This is a genomic window from Variovorax sp. YR752 (assembly GCF_943372545.1).
The window spans coordinates 1-18758 of record NZ_CALRZC010000166.1; the positions used below are offsets into that span (position 1 = coordinate 1).

General features: G+C 67.5%; 16 protein-coding genes. 8 read left to right on the forward strand and 8 right to left on the reverse strand.

Translation table 11 applies throughout. The annotated features are described in order from the left end of the window. The first annotated feature begins 331 nt into the window (after window positions 1–331). Window positions 332–3550, forward strand: a complete 3219-nt coding sequence (locus AAG801_RS29250) for a cytochrome P450 (RefSeq protein WP_341891540.1) — start codon at window positions 332–334, stop codon at window positions 3548–3550. 75 nt (window positions 3551–3625) lie between these two features. Here AAG801_RS29250 and AAG801_RS29255 read toward each other — a convergent pair whose 3' ends face one another. The 5 genes from AAG801_RS29255 to AAG801_RS29275 form a co-directional block, all read right to left on the reverse strand. After that, the gene (locus AAG801_RS29255; protein ID WP_341891541.1) at window positions 3626–4399 is read right to left on the reverse strand and encodes an alpha/beta hydrolase; all 774 of its coding nucleotides are present in this window, start codon (window positions 4397–4399) and stop codon (window positions 3626–3628) included. 84 nt (window positions 4400–4483) lie between these two features. After that, window positions 4484–5119, reverse strand: a complete 636-nt coding sequence (locus tag AAG801_RS29260; protein ID WP_101493805.1) for a TetR/AcrR family transcriptional regulator — start codon at window positions 5117–5119, stop codon at window positions 4484–4486. A 30-nt stretch (window positions 5120–5149) separates the two neighbouring features. Beyond that, window positions 5150–5650 carry a phasin family protein gene (locus tag AAG801_RS29265; RefSeq protein WP_341891542.1) on the reverse strand — a complete coding sequence of 167 codons (501 nt, stop codon included), beginning with the start codon at window positions 5648–5650 and terminating at the stop codon, window positions 5150–5152. A gap of 56 nt (window positions 5651–5706) precedes the next feature. Further along, window positions 5707–6261: a hypothetical protein gene (locus AAG801_RS29270; protein ID WP_099793325.1), complete on the reverse strand. Its 555-nt coding sequence runs from the start codon at window positions 6259–6261 to the stop codon at window positions 5707–5709. A gap of 145 nt (window positions 6262–6406) precedes the next feature. Then, complete coding sequence (locus AAG801_RS29275) at window positions 6407–8101, reverse strand: wax ester/triacylglycerol synthase family O-acyltransferase (protein ID WP_341891543.1); 1695 nt, start codon at window positions 8099–8101, stop codon at window positions 6407–6409. Window positions 8102–8336: 235 nt separating this feature from the next. Here AAG801_RS29275 and AAG801_RS29280 point away from each other — a divergent pair, with 235 nt between their 5' ends. Together AAG801_RS29280 and rocF are read left to right on the forward strand one after the other, a co-directional pair. Then, window positions 8337–10388 carry a prolyl oligopeptidase family serine peptidase gene (locus AAG801_RS29280; RefSeq protein ID WP_341891544.1) on the forward strand — a complete coding sequence of 684 codons (2052 nt, stop codon included), beginning with the start codon at window positions 8337–8339 and terminating at the stop codon, window positions 10386–10388. Then, window positions 10385–11314, forward strand: a complete 930-nt coding sequence (gene rocF / locus AAG801_RS29285) for an arginase (RefSeq protein ID WP_341891545.1) — start codon at window positions 10385–10387, stop codon at window positions 11312–11314. Before AAG801_RS29280 ends, rocF begins: the two co-directional genes overlap by 4 nt. A 13-nt stretch (window positions 11315–11327) precedes the next feature. On the opposite strand, the gene AAG801_RS29290 is transcribed toward rocF, so the two are convergent. Together AAG801_RS29290 and AAG801_RS29295 are read right to left on the reverse strand one after the other, a co-directional pair. Then, on the reverse strand, window positions 11328–12014 hold the full coding sequence (locus AAG801_RS29290; protein WP_341891546.1) for a DUF2242 domain-containing protein: 687 nt from the start codon (window positions 12012–12014) through the stop codon (window positions 11328–11330). Window positions 12015–12118: 104 nt separating this feature from the next. Then, the gene (locus AAG801_RS29295; protein ID WP_099793335.1) at window positions 12119–13393 is read right to left on the reverse strand and encodes a Glu/Leu/Phe/Val dehydrogenase; all 1275 of its coding nucleotides are present in this window, start codon (window positions 13391–13393) and stop codon (window positions 12119–12121) included. 251 nt (window positions 13394–13644) lie between these two features. Here AAG801_RS29295 and AAG801_RS29300 point away from each other — a divergent pair, with 251 nt between their 5' ends. Together AAG801_RS29300 and AAG801_RS29305 are read left to right on the forward strand one after the other, a co-directional pair. Next, window positions 13645–14100 (forward strand): hypothetical protein, encoded by a 456-nt coding sequence (locus AAG801_RS29300; protein ID WP_099793336.1) that lies wholly within the window; start codon window positions 13645–13647, stop codon window positions 14098–14100. Between the two features lie 143 nt (window positions 14101–14243). Continuing rightward, a complete protein-coding gene (locus tag AAG801_RS29305; protein WP_062478450.1) occupies window positions 14244–14711 on the forward strand; it encodes an Lrp/AsnC ligand binding domain-containing protein in 468 nt (155 codons plus the stop codon). A 5-nt stretch (window positions 14712–14716) separates the two neighbouring features. On the opposite strand, the gene AAG801_RS29310 is transcribed toward AAG801_RS29305, so the two are convergent. Next, entirely contained in the window at window positions 14717–15418 is a 702-nt protein-coding gene (locus AAG801_RS29310; protein ID WP_341891547.1) for a YggS family pyridoxal phosphate-dependent enzyme, read from the reverse strand. A gap of 51 nt (window positions 15419–15469) precedes the next feature. Between AAG801_RS29310 and AAG801_RS29315 the strand changes: the two genes are divergently transcribed. From AAG801_RS29315 to AAG801_RS29325, 3 genes are all read left to right on the forward strand, one after another. Next, a complete protein-coding gene (locus AAG801_RS29315) occupies window positions 15470–16513 on the forward strand; it encodes a type IV pilus twitching motility protein PilT (RefSeq protein WP_056576373.1) in 1044 nt (347 codons plus the stop codon). 134 nt (window positions 16514–16647) lie between these two features. Next, entirely contained in the window at window positions 16648–17784 is a 1137-nt protein-coding gene (locus AAG801_RS29320; protein WP_101493812.1) for a PilT/PilU family type 4a pilus ATPase, read from the forward strand. Between the two features lie 64 nt (window positions 17785–17848). Then, window positions 17849–18757 carry an NAD(P)-dependent oxidoreductase gene (locus AAG801_RS29325; protein WP_341891548.1) on the forward strand — a complete coding sequence of 303 codons (909 nt, stop codon included), beginning with the start codon at window positions 17849–17851 and terminating at the stop codon, window positions 18755–18757. Window position 18758: the final 1 nt, after the last annotated feature.

Sequence of the window (18758 nt, forward strand, 5' to 3'; positions counted from 1 at the left end):
CGTGGTGGCCTGCATGCACAAGCTGCTGGCCATCGCCTACGGTGTTCTGAGGTCCCGAAAACCCTTTGATGCGAACTACCTCAAGGCAACCAGCCCTTGACGAGCACAACGGTGTCTTGATTTCGCTGCGGGAAGCACCCAGTGCCCTGGGCACGGGGCACGCTGCGGGCTCATGACCTCACTGTGAATGGCGATCACGCTACCCGTGTGAACGCCCCGCAGGCCTCCTAAGGGAAACCCCGTCCTGCCTGCCCCCTGTGCCGTCGGGATACTCCGGATTCGCATCCCGGACATCCGAAGCGGGTCCCTACGCAGGCACAAGAAGGCACACATGGCAGGAAAGAACTCGCTCCATCCGATCCCCCATCCGGCGAAGAAACCCTTCGTCGGCAATCTGCTGTCCATCGGCTCCGACTCGCCGGTGCTCGACATGTGGAAGATCGCGCAAGACCTCGGCGGCATCTACTGGCTCGACATGCCGGGCATGCCGGTGATCGTGGTGTCGTCGCCCGCGCTGGTCGACGAGCTCTGCGAAGAGCCGCGCTTTGACAAGAGCACGCGCGGTGCGCTGCGCCGGCTGCGGGCGGCGTCGCACGGGCTCTTCACTTCGGACACGCACGAGGAGACCTGGTCGAAGCCGCACAACATCCTGCTGGCCAACTTCAGCCAGCGTGCGATGCAGGCCTACCACCCGATGATGCTGGACATCGCGGGGCAGCTGGTCACCAAGTGGGAGCGCCTCAATTTCGATGAAGAGGTGGACGTGGTGCGCGACATGACCGCGCTCACGCTCGACACCATCGGCCTGTGCGGCTTCGGCTACCGCTTCAACTCGTTCTATCGCGAGGGCTTTCATCCTTTCGTCGATGCGATGGTGCGCACGCTCGAGACGGTGCAGAACCGGCGCGGCCTGCCGCTCGAGGAGCTGATGCTCAAGAAGGAGCTGGCGCAGCAGCGCAAGGACATCCGCTACATGCACAAGATGGTGGAGGACATCATCGAGGAGCGGCGCGCGAGCGGCGCCGACATCGCCACCAAGCCCGACCTGCTGAGCTACATGATCGCGGGCGTGGACAAGAAGAGCGGCGAGAAGCTCACCGACAAGATGATCCGCGACGAGTGCATCGAATTCCTCATCGCAGGCCACGAGACCACCAGCGGCCTGCTGTCGTTCGCCATCTACTTCCTGCTGAACAACCCCGAGGCGATGGCCAAGGCGCAGGCCGAGGTCGACAGCGTGTTCGGCGGCGACACCACGCAAAAGCCCACCTACGCGCAGGTCAACCGGCTGCAGTACGTGATGCAGGTGCTGAAAGAGTCGCTGCGCCTGTACCCGACCGCGCCCGCGATCTCGATGCGCGCCAAGGAAGACACGACGATCGGCGGCCAGTACACGATCAAGAAGAACAACATGGTCATCATGCATGCGCTGGCGCTGCACCGTGACAAGGGCATCTGGGGCGAGAACGCCGACCAGTTCAACCCCGACCACTTCAGCCGCGAGGCCGAGCGCGAGCGGCCCGTGAACGCCTTCAAGCCTTTCGGCAACGGGCAGCGCGCCTGCATCGGGCGACAGTTCGCATTGCAGGAGGCGGTGCTCACGCTGGGCATGATCCTGCAGCGCTTCAACCTGGTCGATCACACGGGCTACAAGCTCAAGATCAAGGAAGCGCTGACGATCAAGCCCGAGAACTTCAAGATCAAGGCGCTGCTGCGCGACCCGGCCTCACGCCCGCGCGGCAATGGCGAGACGACCGCCGCGCCCGATGCGCCGGTCAAGCCGGCTGCGCGCAAGCCGCAGGCAGCGCGCCACGGCACCTCGCTGCTGGTGCTGCAAGGCTCCAACCTCGGCACCGCCGAAGACCTGGCGCGCCAGCTGGCCGAGGCCGGCGAGCTGCGCGGCTTCTCGACCCAGCTCGCGTCGCTCGACGACTACGCCGAGCGGCTGCCGGCCAGCGGCGCGGTGGCCATCGTCTGCGCCTCGTACAACGGCGTCGCGCCCGACAACGCGGCCGAGTTTCATCGCTGGCTCGACAAGGCCGACGATGCACTCAACGGCGTGCGCTTCAGCGTGTTCGGCTGCGGCAACACCGACTGGGCCGCCACCTACCAGGCCGTGCCGCGCCGCATCGACGAACGGCTTGAAGCCTTGGGCGCCGACCGCGTGCACGCACGCGGTGAGGGCGACGCGCGCGAGGACATGGACGGCGCCTTCCAGGACTGGAGCGACGCGCTGTGGCCCGCGCTGGTGAAGGCCTTCGACATCAAGAACGGCGCCGACACGCCGGCCGAGGCCGAGCCGCTGTACACGCTCGAAGAGTTGCCGCCGCCGCAGAAGAACGCGCTGGTCGATGCGCTGGGCGCCGTGGCGCTGCGCGTGATCGAGAACCGCGAACTGCAAAGCGCCAGTGCCAACGGTGAGGCCGGACGCTCCACGCGCCACGTCGAGCTGACGCTGCCCGAGGGCGTGAACTACGTGCCCGGCGACCACCTGAGCGTGGTGCCGCGCAACAGCCCGGCGCAGGTCGAACGCGCGATGGCGCGTTTCGGTTTCGACCGCTCGGCGCACGTGCGGCTGCAGGCCGTGCCGGGGCGCAAGGCGGCGCTGCCGGTCGATCAGGTCATTGCGGTCGATCGCCTGCTCGGCGACTACGTCGAGCTGCAGGACGTGGCCACGCGCAAGCAGATCGCCACGCTGGCGGCGTACACCGAGTGCCCGTTCACCAAGCCGAAGCTTGTTGCGCTGTCGGGCAGCGACGAGGCCTCGCAGACTGCCTACAAGGCCGAGGTGCTGCACAAGCGCAAGTCGCTGCTGGAGCTGCTCGAAGAGCACCGCGCCTGCCAGGTGCCGTTCGCGGTGTTCCTGGAAATGCTGTCGCCGCTGTCACCGCGCTACTACTCGATTTCCTCGTCGCCGACGATGACGCCGGGGCGCTGCAGCGTGACGGTGGGCGTGGTGAGCGCGCCCGCGATGTCGGGCAACGGCACCTTCGAGGGCGTGTGCTCCAACTTCCTGGCGCGCGCCGAAGCTGGCGACACGGTGCACGGCGTGATTCGCGAGACCACGGCCGAAGGCTTCCGGCTGCCGGACGATGCGATGCGCCCGCTCATCATGGTCGGGCCTGGCACCGGCCTGGCGCCGTTCCGCGGCTTCCTGCAGGCGCGCGCGGCGCAGGTCGAACGCGGCGAGGCGCTGGGCGAGGCGATGCTGTTCTTCGGCTGCCGCCACCCCGAGCAGGACTTCATCTATGCCGAGGAGCTGCAGGCGTGGTCGCACCGCGGCCTGATGAAGCTGCACACGGCCTTCTCGCGCGCCGGCGACCGCAAGGTCTACGTGCAGGACCTGATCCGCGAACAGGGCGCGGCGGTGTGGAAGCTGCTCGAAGCGGGCGCCGTGGTGTACGTGTGCGGCGATGGCTCGCGCATGGAGCCCGACGTGCGTCGCACGCTCAGCGACCTTGCGCGCGAGCACGGGCAGGACAGCGCGGCGTGGATGGACCGGATGATTGCCGAGCAGCGCTATGTGCTCGACGTGTGGGCCGGGGCCTGAAGAACCCAGTCTGGAGCCCCAAAGAAGAAGACCGGCAATCGCCGGTCTTTTTTATTGGGGAGTGCGCGCCTCAGGTCAGGCGTCGCGGTCCGGGTCCGGATACACCAGCGGGCCGAGCATGCCGCGGTTGAACGGCTTCCATGCGCCCTCGGGCTGTGCCAGCCGGTCGGCCACCGCATAGAGCACGGCCGGGTGCGCACCGAGCCCCAGGTGGCTCGCGACCACCTCGATGTTCTCGGACTGCGGACCGGTCTTCTCGAGGCTGCAGCGCCACGCGACGACGCCGTCGGTGCGGCTGAAAATCGAGGTCGTGGGCACGGGCGGCGTGGGTTCGACGAACTTCATGCGGCGCGGGTCGTGCGAGCTCTGGCCGCTCACGCCTTCGTACACGCGCCAGGCATTGGTGGCGCGCGGGCTGCCCGAGAACGGACTGCCGAGCGTGATCACGTTGCGGATGAGGTCCTTCTGCGCCGAGGCCAACAGCCGCGCGTAGACGCCGCCCAGGCTCCAGCCGATGACGCTGACCTTCTGGCCGCTCTTGTCGGCCAGGGTCTTGAGCAGATCGACCATGCCGTCTTCGACGCCGGCGCGCGGGCCCAGGTTGCGGCCCTGGCCCCAGCCGTGCGCGTCGTAGCCGCGGCTGCACAGGTAGCGGCGCAGCAGCAGCGTGGACACGTCGCTGGCCACCAGGCCCGGCAGCACAAGCACGGGATGACCGTCGCCGCGTGGCGCGAGCTGCAGCAAGGGCCACATGGCGAGGCCGGCGCCGGTTTCCCAGAGGGCGCGCGCTTCGGCCAGCAAGAGCAGGCGCGACGGCGGTGCGATGGGTTCGTGGGTGGCGGTGGACATGGTGGCGGCTTCCTTTCTGTTCTTTCTTCTGTAGGACGAAGATGGGGGTGCGAAGTTGCATCCCCCGTCGGACGACGACTTCATTTATCCGAGGTATTTGCCCCTCAGGTAATCAAGATAAGCCCTCGATTCGCTGGAAACATACGGAGAAACCAGCGTGAGTGTGTAGAAAGCCGCCAAACCCGGGTCGGCCTGCGCCAGGGCGTCGCGTCCCGGCACCAGCCGCTCGAACGAGAGCCAGCAGGTGGTGGTGAAGACCATCTGCAGCGCGAGGATGCGCGCCTGCTCGGCGCTGGTCTCGATCACGCCCGACGCCACCAGCCCTTCGCACAGCGTCTGGGCGGCCAGCAGGTTCTGCGCGGTCATGGCCTGGGCGCGCTGTCCCAGGGCCGGGTACTCGCTGGCCAGGAAGGCCATGTCGCGGTAGATGAAGCGGTATTCGTCGATGGCCTCGAAGCGCAGGTGCAGCGCGAGCCACAGGTCGTCGATGGCGGCAATGGACGCCGACGAGCCGTTGAGCACCTCGAGCCGCTGCTCGAAGCGCCGGAACAGCCATTCGACGATCAGCTGCTTGGCCTTGAAGTGGTAGTGCAGGTTGCCCGGGCTCATGCCGAGCTCGGCCGCGATCTTGTGCGTGGACACGGCCGGAAGGCCTTGTGCGTTGAACAGCGCAAGGCTGGTCTGCAGGATGCGATCGCGCGTGGTGTTGGAGCTGGCCACAAGCGGCGTGGTGCGTGCGTTGTGTGCCGCTCAGCGCTTGCCGCCGGAGCTGCCTGAACTGGACGGTTTTTCGAGTTTCGCGAGGCGTTCGCGCAACTGCGCCACCTCGTCGCGCAGGGCCTGCACCTCGTCGGCGCTGGGCATGCCCAGGCGTTGCAGGGCGGTGGCAACACGCTGGTCGAACACGTCCTCGAACTTGCGGATGCCGAAAGTGTCCAGGCTGGGGAAGCCGCGCGTCAGCGCCGCCTTGGCACCGGCCGCGTCGGCCTTGCCTTGCCCGATGCCGAGCAGGCCTTCGATCACGTTGGCCTGGCGCTTGGCGACATCGCTGCGCACGTTGTCCAGCGCCTTGAGGCCGGCGCGCAGCAGCGCTTCGGCCTTGTTGGTGCCGGCAGCAGCGGTGTCTGCAGGCGGTGTTTTCGCAGCCGGCGCCGCCTTGCGGGGCGCGGCTTTCTTCTTGGCCGCCGGAGCCTTCTTGGCAGGCGCCGCCCTCTTCTTCAACTTTGCAGTGTCATCGGGACGGGTCGCCATGCGGTGGTGCTCCAGGGGCGGTAGAAATGAAAAAGGGCGCGGTCAGCGCCCCGGGATCAGGCCGCCTTGCGGGCAGCGCGGCGAACCGGCTTCTTGGCCGCAGCGACCTTGGCCTTCACGGTGCGCACGGGGGCGGCGGCTTCTTCGGTGCCGCTCACACGGGCTTCGATCTGCTTGGTGCCGGCGACGATGCGGTCAGCGATTTGCACCGACACGGTGGCGAAGGGCTGGTTCACGGTCGACAGGGCGTTGAGCACGGTGGTAGCGGCGGGCGATTCGATCTGGGCGACGCGGTTGGCGACGGTTTCGATGCCGCTGGTGGTGCCGGCAGCGACGCGGTCCATCGCGTTCACGATGCGGCTGGTGTCGATGTCCAGGCGGTTCGACAGGAAACCATGCACCTTCTCTTGCGCGCCGATCAGGTTGGCCTTGATCTGCTCGCTCACCAGCGGAATCTGGCGATTGCCCAGGAACTCGCTGTAACGCGAAGCGGCACCGCCCAGCAGGCGCTGCACGCCGGTGCGGTAGGCACCGACCAGGGTCTTGCCGGCGTCGTTGTACTGGCCGACGACGTGGATGGCGGCGGAAGCGATGTTGGTTTGCGTGGACATGTGAGATTTCCTTGAAGTTGATGGGCTCGCGGGGAATCGCGATGGGCCAATCATCTTCCGCAAGGCCTAGGCCTGGAAAACTAGAACGGTCGGAAAACTAGTCCAACTGCCCCAATTTTTTGCCCAGGCCGGGCCCACCTGTCGATCATGCCGCAGCGGCGCGGGGCGATGCGGCGGCCTTGCGGGCCGCAGGCCGGGGCGCCGCCTTCTTCGCTGCAGCCTTCTTGGCAGGGGCTTTCTTGGCTGCCGCCTTCACCGGTGCAGCCTTGGCGGGCGCCTTCTTCTTGGCCGCGACCGCCTTCACCGGCGCCTTCTTGCGCGCGGCGGGCTTGCGGGCGGGTGCTGCGGCCTTGGCTTCTTCTTTCTCTTCCGGCGCAGGCGCGGCCATGGGCTTGGGCGCCGTCGCCGCACCAGCAGCGGACGGGTGCTTCTCGGTGAGCGCCATGAGCAGCTTGTGCTCAGCCAGCAGGTAGTCGCCGATCTCTGTGATGTCGGGCACGGCGCGGCGGCAGGCGATGAGGCCGTAGTCCATGCGGCCGTTGTAGCTCTGCACCGTGACGTTGAGCGCCGTGCCGTGGCTGGCGATCGACACGGGGTAGTAGCAGGTGACCAGCGCGCCCGCGAAGTACATCGGGAACGGCGCGCCCGCCACGTTCGAGACGGCCACGTTGGCCGCCGGCGGCAGCAGGTTGACGATGCCCGAGCGTCCCACCATCGACGCAATGCCCGACATCAGCCAGGGCGCGGCAAAGGTCGGGAAGTCGTCCAGGATCACGGCCTTGAAGCGGTTCATCGTCGACTTGGAGCTGTTCGACGAGGTGTTGATCGCCTTCAGCCGCTGCACCGGGTCGGTGATGTCGGTGGCCAGGCTCACGAGGATCATGCTGGCCTGGTTGTTGGCCGTCTGGTCGCCGGCCTCGCGCAGGCTCACCGGCACGCCGGCCACCAGCGGCTTGGCCGGCAGCTCGTTGTTGTCGGCCAGGTAGTGGCGCAGCGCGCCGGCCACGGTGCCCAGCACCACGTCGTTGAGCGTCACGCCGAAGTGCTTGGCGATGTACTTGGTCTCGGCCAGCGAGATGGTGCGGCCCGCGAAAGTGCGCTGGTTGGTGATCGACACGTTGAGCGAGGTGCGCGGCGCGAAGAGGTTGAACTTCTTCGGCGCGGCGGCCGCGGCCTTGTCGGCCGCCTTCTCGTCGGGCTTGGCCAGGCCACCGATGGCGCGTGCGATGGCCGGCGCCATCTTGAAGAGCTTCACGTACTGCTGCGCCGTGTTGCGCAGCGCGGCGGTGGCGAGTTCGGCCATGCCCAACTGGTAGCCGCTGCTGCGCGGACGCGAACGCGGCGGCTTCACCACGCGGCCCGTGGCCTCCAGGTCGAAGATGGCCTTGCCCACTTCCACGCCGGCCTGCCCGTCGATCCCCGCATGGTGCACCTTGGTGTACAGCGCCACCTGGCCGCTCTGCAGGCCGTCGATGATGAAGAACTCCCACATCGGGCGGCTGCGGTCGATGAGCGTGGAGTGCAGCCGCGCCACGTACTGCTGGAGCTGGCGGTTGGTGCCGGGCTTGGGCAGCGTGATGTGGCGCACGTGGTAGTCGATGTCGATGTCGTCGTCGTCCACCCACACGGGGTTGGACATGTCGAAGGGCATCAGCGCGAGCTTGCGCGTGAACACGTCGGCCAGGTGGATGCGGCTGGCCATGAAAGCCTTGGCGTCTTCGTAGAAGTCGCCCTTGTAGCCCTTGGGCAGATCCAGCACGTTGAGCGAGCCCACGTGCATCGGCATCTCGGGGGTTTCCAGGTGCAGGAAGGTGGCATCAAGACCGCTCAGGTGTTTCATGTGTGGTTCTCCTCGTTGGGGCAAGCGCCGTTCGGCAGGATACCGTGGGCATGGCGTTCGTGGGCCTTCGCTTCTTCAGTGTTTCCACCGGGGGAAGGCACGCGCGAGACAGGGGTTTGTCCCAAGCTTTGCGGGGACGCGCGTCCACTTGTAATGAAAAAATCGACGTGCTTCGCAGGCCGCAACACCTGCTCACAGGCGGGTGCGGTCACGGGGGCTTCGTACACTGTGCCGCATGACCTCTGCGCACGACAACGACGACAACCTCTGGCTCGAAGACATCGACGGCGAAGCCGCTCTGGACTGGGCTCGCCAGCAGAATGCACGCACCGTTCACACCCATGCGCAGTCGCCCGACTTCCAGGCGATCGAGCAGGGCCTGCTCGAGGTGCTCGACTCGGATGCGCGCATTCCGATGGTCAGCAAGATCGGCCCGCTGTACTACAACTTCTGGCGCGACAAGGCGCACCCCAAGGGCCTGTGGCGCCGCACCACGCTCGCCGAATACCGCACGCCGGAGCCCGACTGGGAGACGGTGCTCGACCTCGACGCGCTGGCTACGGAAGACGGCGAGAACTGGGTCTGGCACGGCGCCGACTGCCTGGAGCCTGCCTACGAACGCTGCCTCATTTCGCTGTCGCGCGGCGGCGCCGATGCCGACGTGGTGCGCGAGTTCGACCTGGTGAACATGGCCTTCGTCGAAGGCGGCTTCGCGCTGCCCGAGGCGAAGAACCACGTCACCTGGAAAGACATCGACCACCTGTACGTGGGCACCGATTTCGGCCCCGGCTCCATGACCAGCTCGAGCTACCCGCGCCTCGTGAAGCAATGGCGACGCGGCACGCCGCTGGCCGAGGCCGTCACCGTGTACGAAGGTGCGCACGAAGACATGTCGGTGAGCGCCTGGAGCGACCACACGCCCGGCTTCGAGCGCGATTTCGTCTCGCGCCAGATCGACTTCTACGACAGCGAAACCTGGCTGCGCGCGCCCGACGGCACGCTGGCCAAGCTCGACGTGCCCGACGATGCCAACACCGGCGTCACGCGCGAGTGGCTGCTGATCGAGCCGCGCGAAGACTGGACCGTGGCCGGCCGCACCTACACCGCCGGCTCGCTGCTGGCCGCACGCTTCGACGACTACATGGCCGGCGCGCGCGAGCTCACGCTGCTGTTCGAACCCGACGACACCACCGCGCTCGACGACTACTCGTGGACGCGCCACCACCTCATCCTCAACGTGATGCACGACGTGGTGAACCGGCTCGAGGTGCTCACGCCGCCGGCAGACGGCCTGGGCGACTGGGCCCGCGACAGCCTGGGCGGCGCGCCCGCGCTCTCGTGCGTGGCGGCCGGCGGCATCGACGAGACCGAGAGCGACGACTACTTCCTGACCGTGAGCGGTTTCCTGCAGCCGACCACGCTGTACATCGGCACCCTCGGCCAGGGCGAGCCGCAGCCGCTGAAGCACAGCCCCGGCTTCTTCGACGCCTCGCGCTTTCGCGTGAGCCAGCATTTCGCGACCTCGGCGGACGGCACGCGCGTGCCCTACTTCGAGATCGCCGCCAAGGACCTCGTGGCCGACGGCACGAATCCCACGCTGCAGTACGCCTACGGCGGCTTCGAGATCTCGCTGGAGCCGAGCTACAGCGGCGGCATCGGCCGCTCCTGGCTCGAACGCGGCGGCGTGTACGTGGTGGCCAACATCCGCGGCGGCGGCGAGTACGGCCCGCGCTGGCACCAGGCCGCGCTGCAGGAGAACCGCCTGCGCACCTGCGAAGATTTCGCGGCCGTGTCGCAAGACCTGTTCGCACGCGGCATCACCTCGCCCGCGCACCTGGGCGCCATGGGCGGCAGCAACGGCGGCCTGCTCATGGGCAACATGCTCACGCTGTACCCGCAGCTGTACGGCGCCATCGTGAGCGAGGTGGCGCTGCTCGACATGAAGCGCTACACGCAGCTGTCGGCCGGCGCCTCGTGGATCGCGGAATACGGCGACCCGGAACAGCCCGACGAGTGGGAGTTCATCCAGACCTTCTCGCCCTACGAGAACGCCAAGGCCGGCACGCCCTACCCGCCGGCGCTTTTCACCACCTCCACGCGCGACGACCGCGTGGGGCCCGTGCATGCGCGCAAGATGCACGCGAAGCTGCTCGCACAAGGGCACGACAGCAGCTTCTACGAAAACATGGAAGGCGGCCACAGCGCCGCCGCGGACAACAAGGCGTCCGCCTTCATGGATGCGCTCGGCTACGCCTACCTCTGGCACCACATCGGGAGACCGACATGAACAGCAGCACCGCCGCCACCGTCACCCTCGAACTGATCGGCGCGCCCACCGACATCGGCGCCAGCGTGCGCGGCGCGGGCATGGGGCCCGACGCACTCCGTGTGGCGGGCCTGGCCGAGGCACTGGCGGGACAGGGCTTCACGGTGCTCGACCGCGGCAACCTCGCGGGCCCGGCCACGCCGTGGGCGCCGCCCGCCAACGGGCTGCGCCACCTCACCGAGGTGATTACGTGGAACCGCTCGGTCTACGCCGCCGTCGACACCGCGCTGGGCGCCGGCCACGTGCCCGTGATGCTGGGCGGCGACCACTGCCTGGCGATCGGCTCGATCAGCGCCGTGGCCTGGCATGCACGCCAGCGCGGCAAGAAGCTGCGCGTGCTGTGGCTCGATGCGCATTCCGACGTCAACACCGAGACCACGAGCCCCAGCGGCAACCTGCACGGCATGCCCGTGTCGTGCCTGCTGGGCCACGGCCCCGCGGACCTCACGGGCTGGAGCGGCGAGCCCGCGGCGCTGGCGCACGACGCCATCCGCTTCATCGGCATCCGCAGCGTGGACGACGACGAGAAGAAAGCGATTCGCACGCTCGACCTGACCGTGTTCGACATGCGTCACATCGACGAGAACGGCATGCGCACCACCATGACCGAGGCGCTGCAGGACGTAGACGAGGACACCCACCTGCACGTGAGCTTCGACCTCGACTGCCTTGACCCGGCCGACGCACCCGGCGTGGGCACGGGCGTGCGCGGCGGGCCGACCTACCGCGAGATGCAGCTGTGCATGGAAATGATCGCCGACACCGGACGGCTGGGCTCGGTCGACGTGGTGGAGCTCAACCCCGCGCTCGACGTGCGCAACCAGACGGCCGAGGTGGCGGTGGAGTTGATCGAGAGCCTGTTCGGCAAGTCGACGCTGGTGCGCTGAGCGCGCCGTCGGTTCAGCCGCGGTTCGGCGACGGCGATACCGGGAAGGTCGTTGCAGCGGGGCGCGCAGACGGCTTCGGCGCCTCGTCCGCTGGCGCAGCATCGGACGGCATGTCCGGCCCGCCGCCCTGCAGGAAGCGCTCGACCAGCGTGAAGAAGCGGTCGTAGAAACGTTCGTCGGACAGCGTCTCGCTCGCCACCTTGACCATCGCCTCGTTGCTGCCGCCGAAAGGCAGCGAGAGTGAGCCGATGGCGCCCACGCCCAGGCTGGCCGAGTTGCTGCCCTTCTTCAGGCCGTAGCGGTCTTGCAGCGCGGTCGCGAAGGCCACGGTGCTGCGTCCGGACGAGGCACTGCCCGCACCCAATTCGCGTGCGCAAACCACGCGGAACTCGACCTCGACGTGCGTCTCGGCCGCGGGCTGAAAGCTCTTGCGCGCGGTCACCAGGTCGGCGTTGGCGGCCGTGACCATGTAGCCCTGGCTCAGCAACGCGCGGCGCGCTGCCTCGCAGGTCTGCGCCTCGCTGGCGGCGTAGTTGCGCGTGTGGGTGGTGGTCGAGTCGAAGTCTTCGGGTTCGTAGGCCTGGCGCGGGCCCAAGGTGCCGCAGCCGGTCAGCACGAGCACCGACAGCAGGCTCGGGAACAGAAACGCCGGCACGCGGGCCGGCGAAGAGAAGAAAGCAGCAGAAGAGGTGGGGGGCATGGCAGGGCGGAAAGGACACCGGATGCTAACCACCCGGCGGCTTCGCTTCGAGCCCCCGGCAGGCCGGGGGTTCCCGAAGGGCCCTGAAAGCCCCAGAGATCGCGTCAGGGATAGAGGCCGCGTTCCTGGCGCGCCATCAGGATGCGCTCGCAGGCCACCGCATACGTGGCCGTGCGCAGCGAGATCTTGTGCTTGTCGGCCGTGTCCCAGATCTGGTTGAGCGCGTTCATCATGATGCGGTCCAGGCGCACGTTGATCTCGTCCTCGTCCCAGAAGAAGGACGAGAAGTCCTGCACCCATTCGAAGTACGAGACCGTCACGCCGCCGGCGTTGCAGATCACGTCGGGCACGACCAGCACGCCGCGCTCGGCCAGGATGTCGTCGGCCTCGGGCACCGTCGGGCCGTTGGCGCCTTCGAGCACCAGCTTGGCGGTGGTCTTCTTGGCGCGTTCGGCGGTGATCTGGCCTTCGAGGGCGGCCGGGATCAGGATGTCGCAGGCGACGTCCCAGAAGTCTTCGTTCGGCACGATGTCACCGCCGGCCTTGAAGCCGACCACGCCGTCGGTGCGCGAGATGGGCACGAGCTGGGCCAGATCCAGGCCGTTGGTGTTCACGATGGTGCCGGTGTGGTCCTGCACCGCGACGATCTTGGCGCCGGCCTCGACGAACAGTTCGGCCGCGACCGAGCCCACGTTGCCGAAGCCCTGCACCGCGATGCGCGCGCCGCGCAGGTCCAGGCCCAGGCGGCGGGCCGCTTCACGGCCGGTGACGAACACGCCGCGGCCGGTGGCCTTCACTCGGCCCAGCGAACCGCCCAGGTGCAGCGGCTTGCCCGTGACCACGCCGGTGGCAGTGCCGCCGGTGTTCATCGAGTAAGTGTCCATCATCCACGCCATGATCTGCGCGTTGGTGTTCACGTCGGGCGCGGGGATGTCGGTGTGCGGGCCGATGATGATGCCGATCTCGCTGGTGTAGCGGCGCGTGACCTTCTCGAGCTCTTGCAAAGAGAGCTTCTTCGGATCGACGCGGATGCCGCCCTTGGCACCGCCGTACGGCAGGTTGACGGCCGCGGTCTTGATGGTCATCCAGGCCGACAGCGCCATCACTTCCTCGAGCGTGACGTCGGGGTGGAAGCGCACGCCGCCCTTGCCCGGGCCGCGGCTCATGTTGTGCTGCACGCGGTAGCCCTCGAAGTGGGCGATGGTGCCGTTGTCCATCTCGATCGGCACGTCGACGATCAGCGCACGCTTGGGACGCTTGAGGGTTTCGACCCAGCGCGCCAGCGGGCCGAGGTACGGCACGACACGATCGACCTGCGACAGGTAGGTGCCCCAGGGGCTGTTGGCCGTCGGATTGACGAAGGAGAGTTTCTCGTTCATGAAAGATCCCTTGGTTGGAATGGATGGGCGCAACGATATGCCGACTGCGGGCGGTGCGCCATGGCTTATGCATGCCGCGATGGCGGTTATGCAAGAGAAGTTGGAAGGCCCCTTGCGCTGCCTCAAGGCGCGGCCCGAAGCAGGTGGATACGCACATGACAAAACCGTCATCCAGACGTTATCGACCGCGTGGATGCGCTTCGTACAGTCGTTCTCACCAACCAAGCAACCACCTCAAGGAGTGAACGAACATGAAGCTGTCTTCCACCACCCGCCTGCTGAACACCGCCGCCGTTGCCGCCCTGCTCGGCCTCGTGGCCGCGCCGAGCTTTGCCGGCAACTACGCCGAAGGCGATCCGCGTCCCGCGCCCTTCGCGTCGTCGACGACGCGCGCCGCCGTGACGGCCGACGCCCAGCAGTGGCTGAAGACCGCGCCCACCCAGGGCTACAACGAAAACATGGGCCAGGAGCCCGTCGTCGTCTCGGCCAACAGCCGCGCCGCCGTGGCCGCCGACACCCAACTGTGGATTCGCTCGGGCCTGGCCGCCCAGCAGTCGGGCGAAGCCGGCGCCGACATGTCGCGCCCCGGCTACCGCGAAGCCCAGGCCGCCTACACCAAGCTGCGCGAAGGCCCGGCCTACGGCGCGCTGGTCGACCAGCTCTCGGGCCGCCAGGCCGCCGCACCCGGCGCGCCCACGGTGCGCTGAATGCGGTGAGCCACGGCTTTCGGTAGTCCAAACGACTGCGAAAGGGTAGTCCAACGGCATTTCCTTGGTTCTATCTCCTATGGCCGTGGCAAATAGGCCGCATTTTTTGCAGTCGATCGATGTGTGCGCCGGATAATTCTCGAATGCTTGATCTGGACCGCATCGATCTGCGCCTGCTGAAGATCCTTCAGGAAGACGGGCGCATCACCAACCTCAAGCTGGCGGAGGCCGTCGCGCTCTCCCCCACGGCCGTGCTGGCGCGCGTGCAGCGCCTCACGCGCGACGGCTTCATCCTGGGCTACGAGGCCCGCCTCGACCCCTACAAGCTGGGACGCGGCTTCACCGTGTTCGTCGAGGTGCTGCTCGACCGCACCACCGCCAACGTGTTCGACCAATTCAAGGCCGCCGTGCAGGTGCGCGACGAGATCATGGAATGCCACATGGTCGCCGGCGGCTTCGACTACCTCCTCAAGACCCGCATGGCCGACATGGCCGCCTACCGCGAGTTCGCGGGCACCGTGCTGTGGCAGTTGCCAGGGGTGCGCGAGACGCGCACGTATGCGGTGATGGAAGAGGTGAAGAGCAGCGCGCGCTTGCCGCTCGGGGTCTGAGAAGCCTAGGCGGGCTTGCGCGCCCGCCCGCCGAAGATCGCAGTCCCCACTCTGACCATCGTGCTGCCGGCACTGACCGCCGCTTCGAGGTCCCCACTCATGCCCAGCGACAGCGTGTCCAGCGCGATGCCCGCGGCGCGGATCGATTCGAACACCGCATGCGCGCGCAGGCACAACGCGCGCTGCGCCGCGAAATCCGCCGCCGGTTCGGGGATCGCCATGAGTCCGCGCAGCTGCAGCTGTGGCAAGACCGCCACAGCGCGCGCGAGGGCCAAAGCCTCTTCGGGCGGCACGCCGGACTTGTTCGCGCCGCCGTCCACATTGACCTGCAGGCACACCTGCAGCGGCGGCAGATGGGCCGACCGCTGGGCCGACAGGCGCTCGGCGATCTTCAGGCGATCGATGCTGTGGACCCAGTCGAACTGCTCGGCCACGGGCCGCGTCTTGTTGCTCTGCAGAGGGCCGATGCAGTGCCATTCGAGCCCCGCGCGCAGGTCGGCCAGCGCTGCGATCTTGTCCAGGCCCTCCTGCACGTAGTTCTCGCCGAACGCCGTCTGGCCGGCCGCGTGCGCCTCGCGCACGGCCTCCGGCCCGAAGGTCTTGGACACCGCCAGCAGGCGCACCGCCGCCGGGTCGCGCCCGGCGTCTGCACAGGCCTGGTCGATCCGGGCCCTTACTTGCTGGAGGTCGTCGCCAATCATCGTCATAATCTTCCGAATTCGTATCAAAACGTCACTAAAGCCTGCCCGAGGAGCCCCGTGGACATCACCCAACTGCTGGCGTTCAGCGTCAAGAACAAAGCCTCCGACCTGCACCTGTCGGCCGGCCTGCCGCCGATGATCCGCGTGAACGGCGACGTGCGCCGCATCAACGTCGATGCGCTGGACCACAAGGCGGTGCACGCCATGGTGTACGACATCATGAGCGACACGCACCGCAAGCACTACGAAGAGTTCCTGGAGGTCGACTTCTCGTTCGAGATCGACGGCCTCGCGCGCTTCCGTGTGAACGCCTTCAACCAGGCACGCGGTGCGGCCGCCGTGTTTCGGACCATTCCTTCGAAGATCCTCACGCTGGAGCAGCTCAACGCCCCGAAGATTTTCGGCGAACTCGCGCTCAAGCCGCGTGGGCTGGTGCTGGTGACGGGCCCCACGGGCTCGGGCAAGTCGACCACGCTGGCGGCGATGGTCAACTACCTCAACGAGAACGAGTACGGCCACATCCTCACGGTGGAAGACCCGATCGAGTTCGTGCACGAGTCGAAGAAGTGCCTGATCAACCAGCGCGAAGTGGGGCCGATGACGCTGTCGTTCTCGAACGCCTTGCGCTCCGCGCTGCGCGAAGACCCCGACGCGATTCTGGTGGGCGAGTTGCGCGACCTCGAAACGATTCGCCTCGCGATGACCGCGGCCGAAACCGGCCACCTGGTGTTCGGCACGCTGCACACCTCGTCGGCCGCCAAGACCATCGATCGGATCATCGACGTGTTCCCGGGCGAAGAAAAAGAAATGATCCGCGCGATGCTGTCGGAATCGCTGCAGGCCGTGATCTCGCAGACGCTGTGCAAGACCAAGGACGGCCAGGGCCGCGTGGCGGCGCACGAGATCATGCTGGGCACGCCCGCCATCCGCAACCTGATCCGCGAGGCCAAGGTCGCGCAGATGTACTCCACCATCCAGACCGGCCAGGGCTCGGGCATGCAGACGCTCGACCAGAACCTGACAGAGCTGGTGCGCCGCAATACGATCTCTGCCGCCGAAGCGCGCGGCAAGGCCAAGATTCCCGAAAACTTCCCCGGCTAGTCATGAGGCCCCCCGGCTTTTCACTTCGCTGCGCTGCGTGTAACTCCACCCCCCATGGGGGAGGCGCGGCCGCCTTGGGGCGGCCCGGCGGTCGGCCGCCGGCAGATTCAATCTAGACATCAAGGAGCGCTCTCATGGAACGCGATCAAGCCAGCCAGTTCATCAACGACCTGCTCAAGCTCATGGTGAGCCGCAACGGCAGCGACCTGTTCATCACCGCCGACTTCCCGCCGGCCATCAAGGTCGACGGCAAGGTCACCAAGGTGTCGCAGCAGGCGCTGGGCGCGCAGCACACGCTGGCGCTCACGCGCTCGATCATGAACGACCGTCAGACGGCCGAGTTCGAGCGCACCAAGGAGTGCAACTTCGCGATCTCGCCGACCGGCATCGGCCGCTTCCGCGTGAACGCGTTCGTGCAGCAGGGCAAGGTCGGCATGGTGCTGCGGACCATTCCCGCCAAGCTGCCGACCATCGACGGGCTGGGCATGCCGCAGGTGCTGAAAGACGTGGCGATGACCAAGCGCGGCCTCACCATCCTGGTGGGCGCCACGGGCTCGGGCAAGTCGACCACGCTGGCCGCGATGGTCGATTGGCGCAACGAAAACTCCTACGGCCACATCGTCACGGTGGAAGACCCGGTCGAGTTCGTGCACCCGCACAAGAACTGCGTGGTGACGCAGCGCGAAGTGGGCATCGACACCGACAGCTGGGAAGCGGCACTGAAGAACACGCTGCGCCAGGCGCCCGACGTGATTTTGATGGGCGAAATTCGCGACCGCGAAACGATGGAGCATGCCGTGGCCTTTGCCGAAACCGGTCACCTGTGCATGGCCACGCTGCACGCCAACAGCGCCAACCAGGCGCTGGACCGCATCATCAACTTCTTCCCCGAAGAGCGCCGCGCGCAGCTGCTGATGGACCTGTCGCTGAACCTGCGCTCGCTGGTGTCGCAACGGCTGGTGCCCACCGAAGACGGCCAGGGCCGCGTGGCGGCGGTCGAGATCCTGCTGAACACGCCGCTGATCTCCGACCTGATCTTCAAGGGCGAGGTGGGCGAGATCAAGGAGATCATGAAGAAGAGCCGCAACCTGGGCATGCAGACCTTCGACCAAGCGCTGTTCGACCTGTTCGAGGGCAACGCGATCAACTTCGAAGAAGCGATCCGCAACGCCGACTCGGCCAACGACCTGCGCCTGCAGATCAAGCTCAACAGCCAGCGCGCGCGCAGCACCGACCTGGCGGCCGGCACCGAGCACTTCGCGATCGTCTGAAGCCGCACCGCCGGCGCACCGCGGGGCGTGCCGGCTTTCTTTCTTTGGCTTTAAGCTGTCGGCCATGAGCAGCATCAACCCCCGCACCTACGAATCCGTTCCCGCCCAGACGGTGGCCTTCCTCGGCCTCGGCGTCATGGGCGGGCCCATGGCCGGGCACCTGGCCAAGGCCGGCCACACGGTCACGGTCTACAACCGCACGCCCACCAAGTCGCAGGCCTGGGTCGCCGAGTTCGGCGCGCCCGGCCGCCACGCCCCCACCCCGCGCGAAGCGGCAGCCGGCGCGGACATCGTGTTCTGCTGCGTCGGCAACGACGACGACCTGCGCTCGGTGGTGCTCGGCGACGACGGCGCCCTGGCCGGCATGAAGCCCGGCGCCGTGCTGGTCGACCACACCACGGCCTCGGCCGACGTGGCGCGCGAGCTGTCGAAGGCGGCGCTGGCGCGTGGCCTGCATTTCATCGACGCGCCCGTGTCGGGCGGCCAGGCGGGCGCGCAGAACGGCGCGCTCACCGTGATGTGCGGCGGCGACGCGGCCGTGTTCGAGCGCATCAAGCCGGTGGCGATGGCCTTCTCGCGCGCGGTCACGCTGCTGGGCGAGAGCGGCGCGGGCCAGCTCGCGAAGATGGTCAACCAGATCGCCATTGCGGGGCTGGTGCAAGGCCTGTCGGAAGCCATCGCCTTCGGCCAGCGCGCCGGCCTCGACATGGAAGCCGTGCTGGGCGTCATCAGCAAGGGCGCGGCCCAGAGCTGGCAGATGGAGAACCGCGGCAAGACCATGATCGCCGGCAAGTTCGACTACGGCTTTGCGGTCGACTGGATGCGCAAGGACCTGGGCCTGGTGCTCGACGAAGCCAAGCGCAACGGCGCGCGCGTGCCGGTGACGGCGCTGGTCGACCAGTTCTATGCCGACGTGCAGCAGGCCGGCGGCAGGCGATGGGACACGTCGAGCCTCATCATCCGGCTCAAATGAA

What these genes read in the sequence shown, in the direction of transcription:
- AAG801_RS29305 (WP_062478450.1), top strand. Translation starts at nt 14,244, where the DNA reads ATGCTTGATCTGGACCGCATCGATCTGCGCCTGCTGAAGATCCTTCAG.
- AAG801_RS29265 (WP_341891542.1), bottom strand. Translation starts at nt 5,650, where the DNA reads ATGGCGACCCGTCCCGATGACACTGCAAAGTTGAAGAAGAGGGCGGCG.
- AAG801_RS29325 (WP_341891548.1), top strand. Translation starts at nt 17,849, where the DNA reads ATGAGCAGCATCAACCCCCGCACCTACGAATCCGTTCCCGCCCAGACG.
- AAG801_RS29250 (WP_341891540.1), top strand. Translation starts at nt 332, where the DNA reads ATGGCAGGAAAGAACTCGCTCCATCCGATCCCCCATCCGGCGAAGAAA.
- AAG801_RS29270 (WP_099793325.1), bottom strand. Translation starts at nt 6,261, where the DNA reads ATGTCCACGCAAACCAACATCGCTTCCGCCGCCATCCACGTCGTCGGC.
- AAG801_RS29275 (WP_341891543.1), bottom strand. Translation starts at nt 8,101, where the DNA reads ATGAAACACCTGAGCGGTCTTGATGCCACCTTCCTGCACCTGGAAACC.
- AAG801_RS29295 (WP_099793335.1), bottom strand. Translation starts at nt 13,393, where the DNA reads ATGAACGAGAAACTCTCCTTCGTCAATCCGACGGCCAACAGCCCCTGG.
- AAG801_RS29310 (WP_341891547.1), bottom strand. Translation starts at nt 15,418, where the DNA reads ATGACGATGATTGGCGACGACCTCCAGCAAGTAAGGGCCCGGATCGAC.
- AAG801_RS29255 (WP_341891541.1), bottom strand. Translation starts at nt 4,399, where the DNA reads ATGTCCACCGCCACCCACGAACCCATCGCACCGCCGTCGCGCCTGCTC.
- rocF (WP_341891545.1), top strand. Translation starts at nt 10,385, where the DNA reads ATGAACAGCAGCACCGCCGCCACCGTCACCCTCGAACTGATCGGCGCG.
- AAG801_RS29290 (WP_341891546.1), bottom strand. Translation starts at nt 12,014, where the DNA reads ATGCCCCCCACCTCTTCTGCTGCTTTCTTCTCTTCGCCGGCCCGCGTG.
- AAG801_RS29280 (WP_341891544.1), top strand. Translation starts at nt 8,337, where the DNA reads ATGACCTCTGCGCACGACAACGACGACAACCTCTGGCTCGAAGACATC.
- AAG801_RS29300 (WP_099793336.1), top strand. Translation starts at nt 13,645, where the DNA reads ATGAAGCTGTCTTCCACCACCCGCCTGCTGAACACCGCCGCCGTTGCC.
- AAG801_RS29320 (WP_101493812.1), top strand. Translation starts at nt 16,648, where the DNA reads ATGGAACGCGATCAAGCCAGCCAGTTCATCAACGACCTGCTCAAGCTC.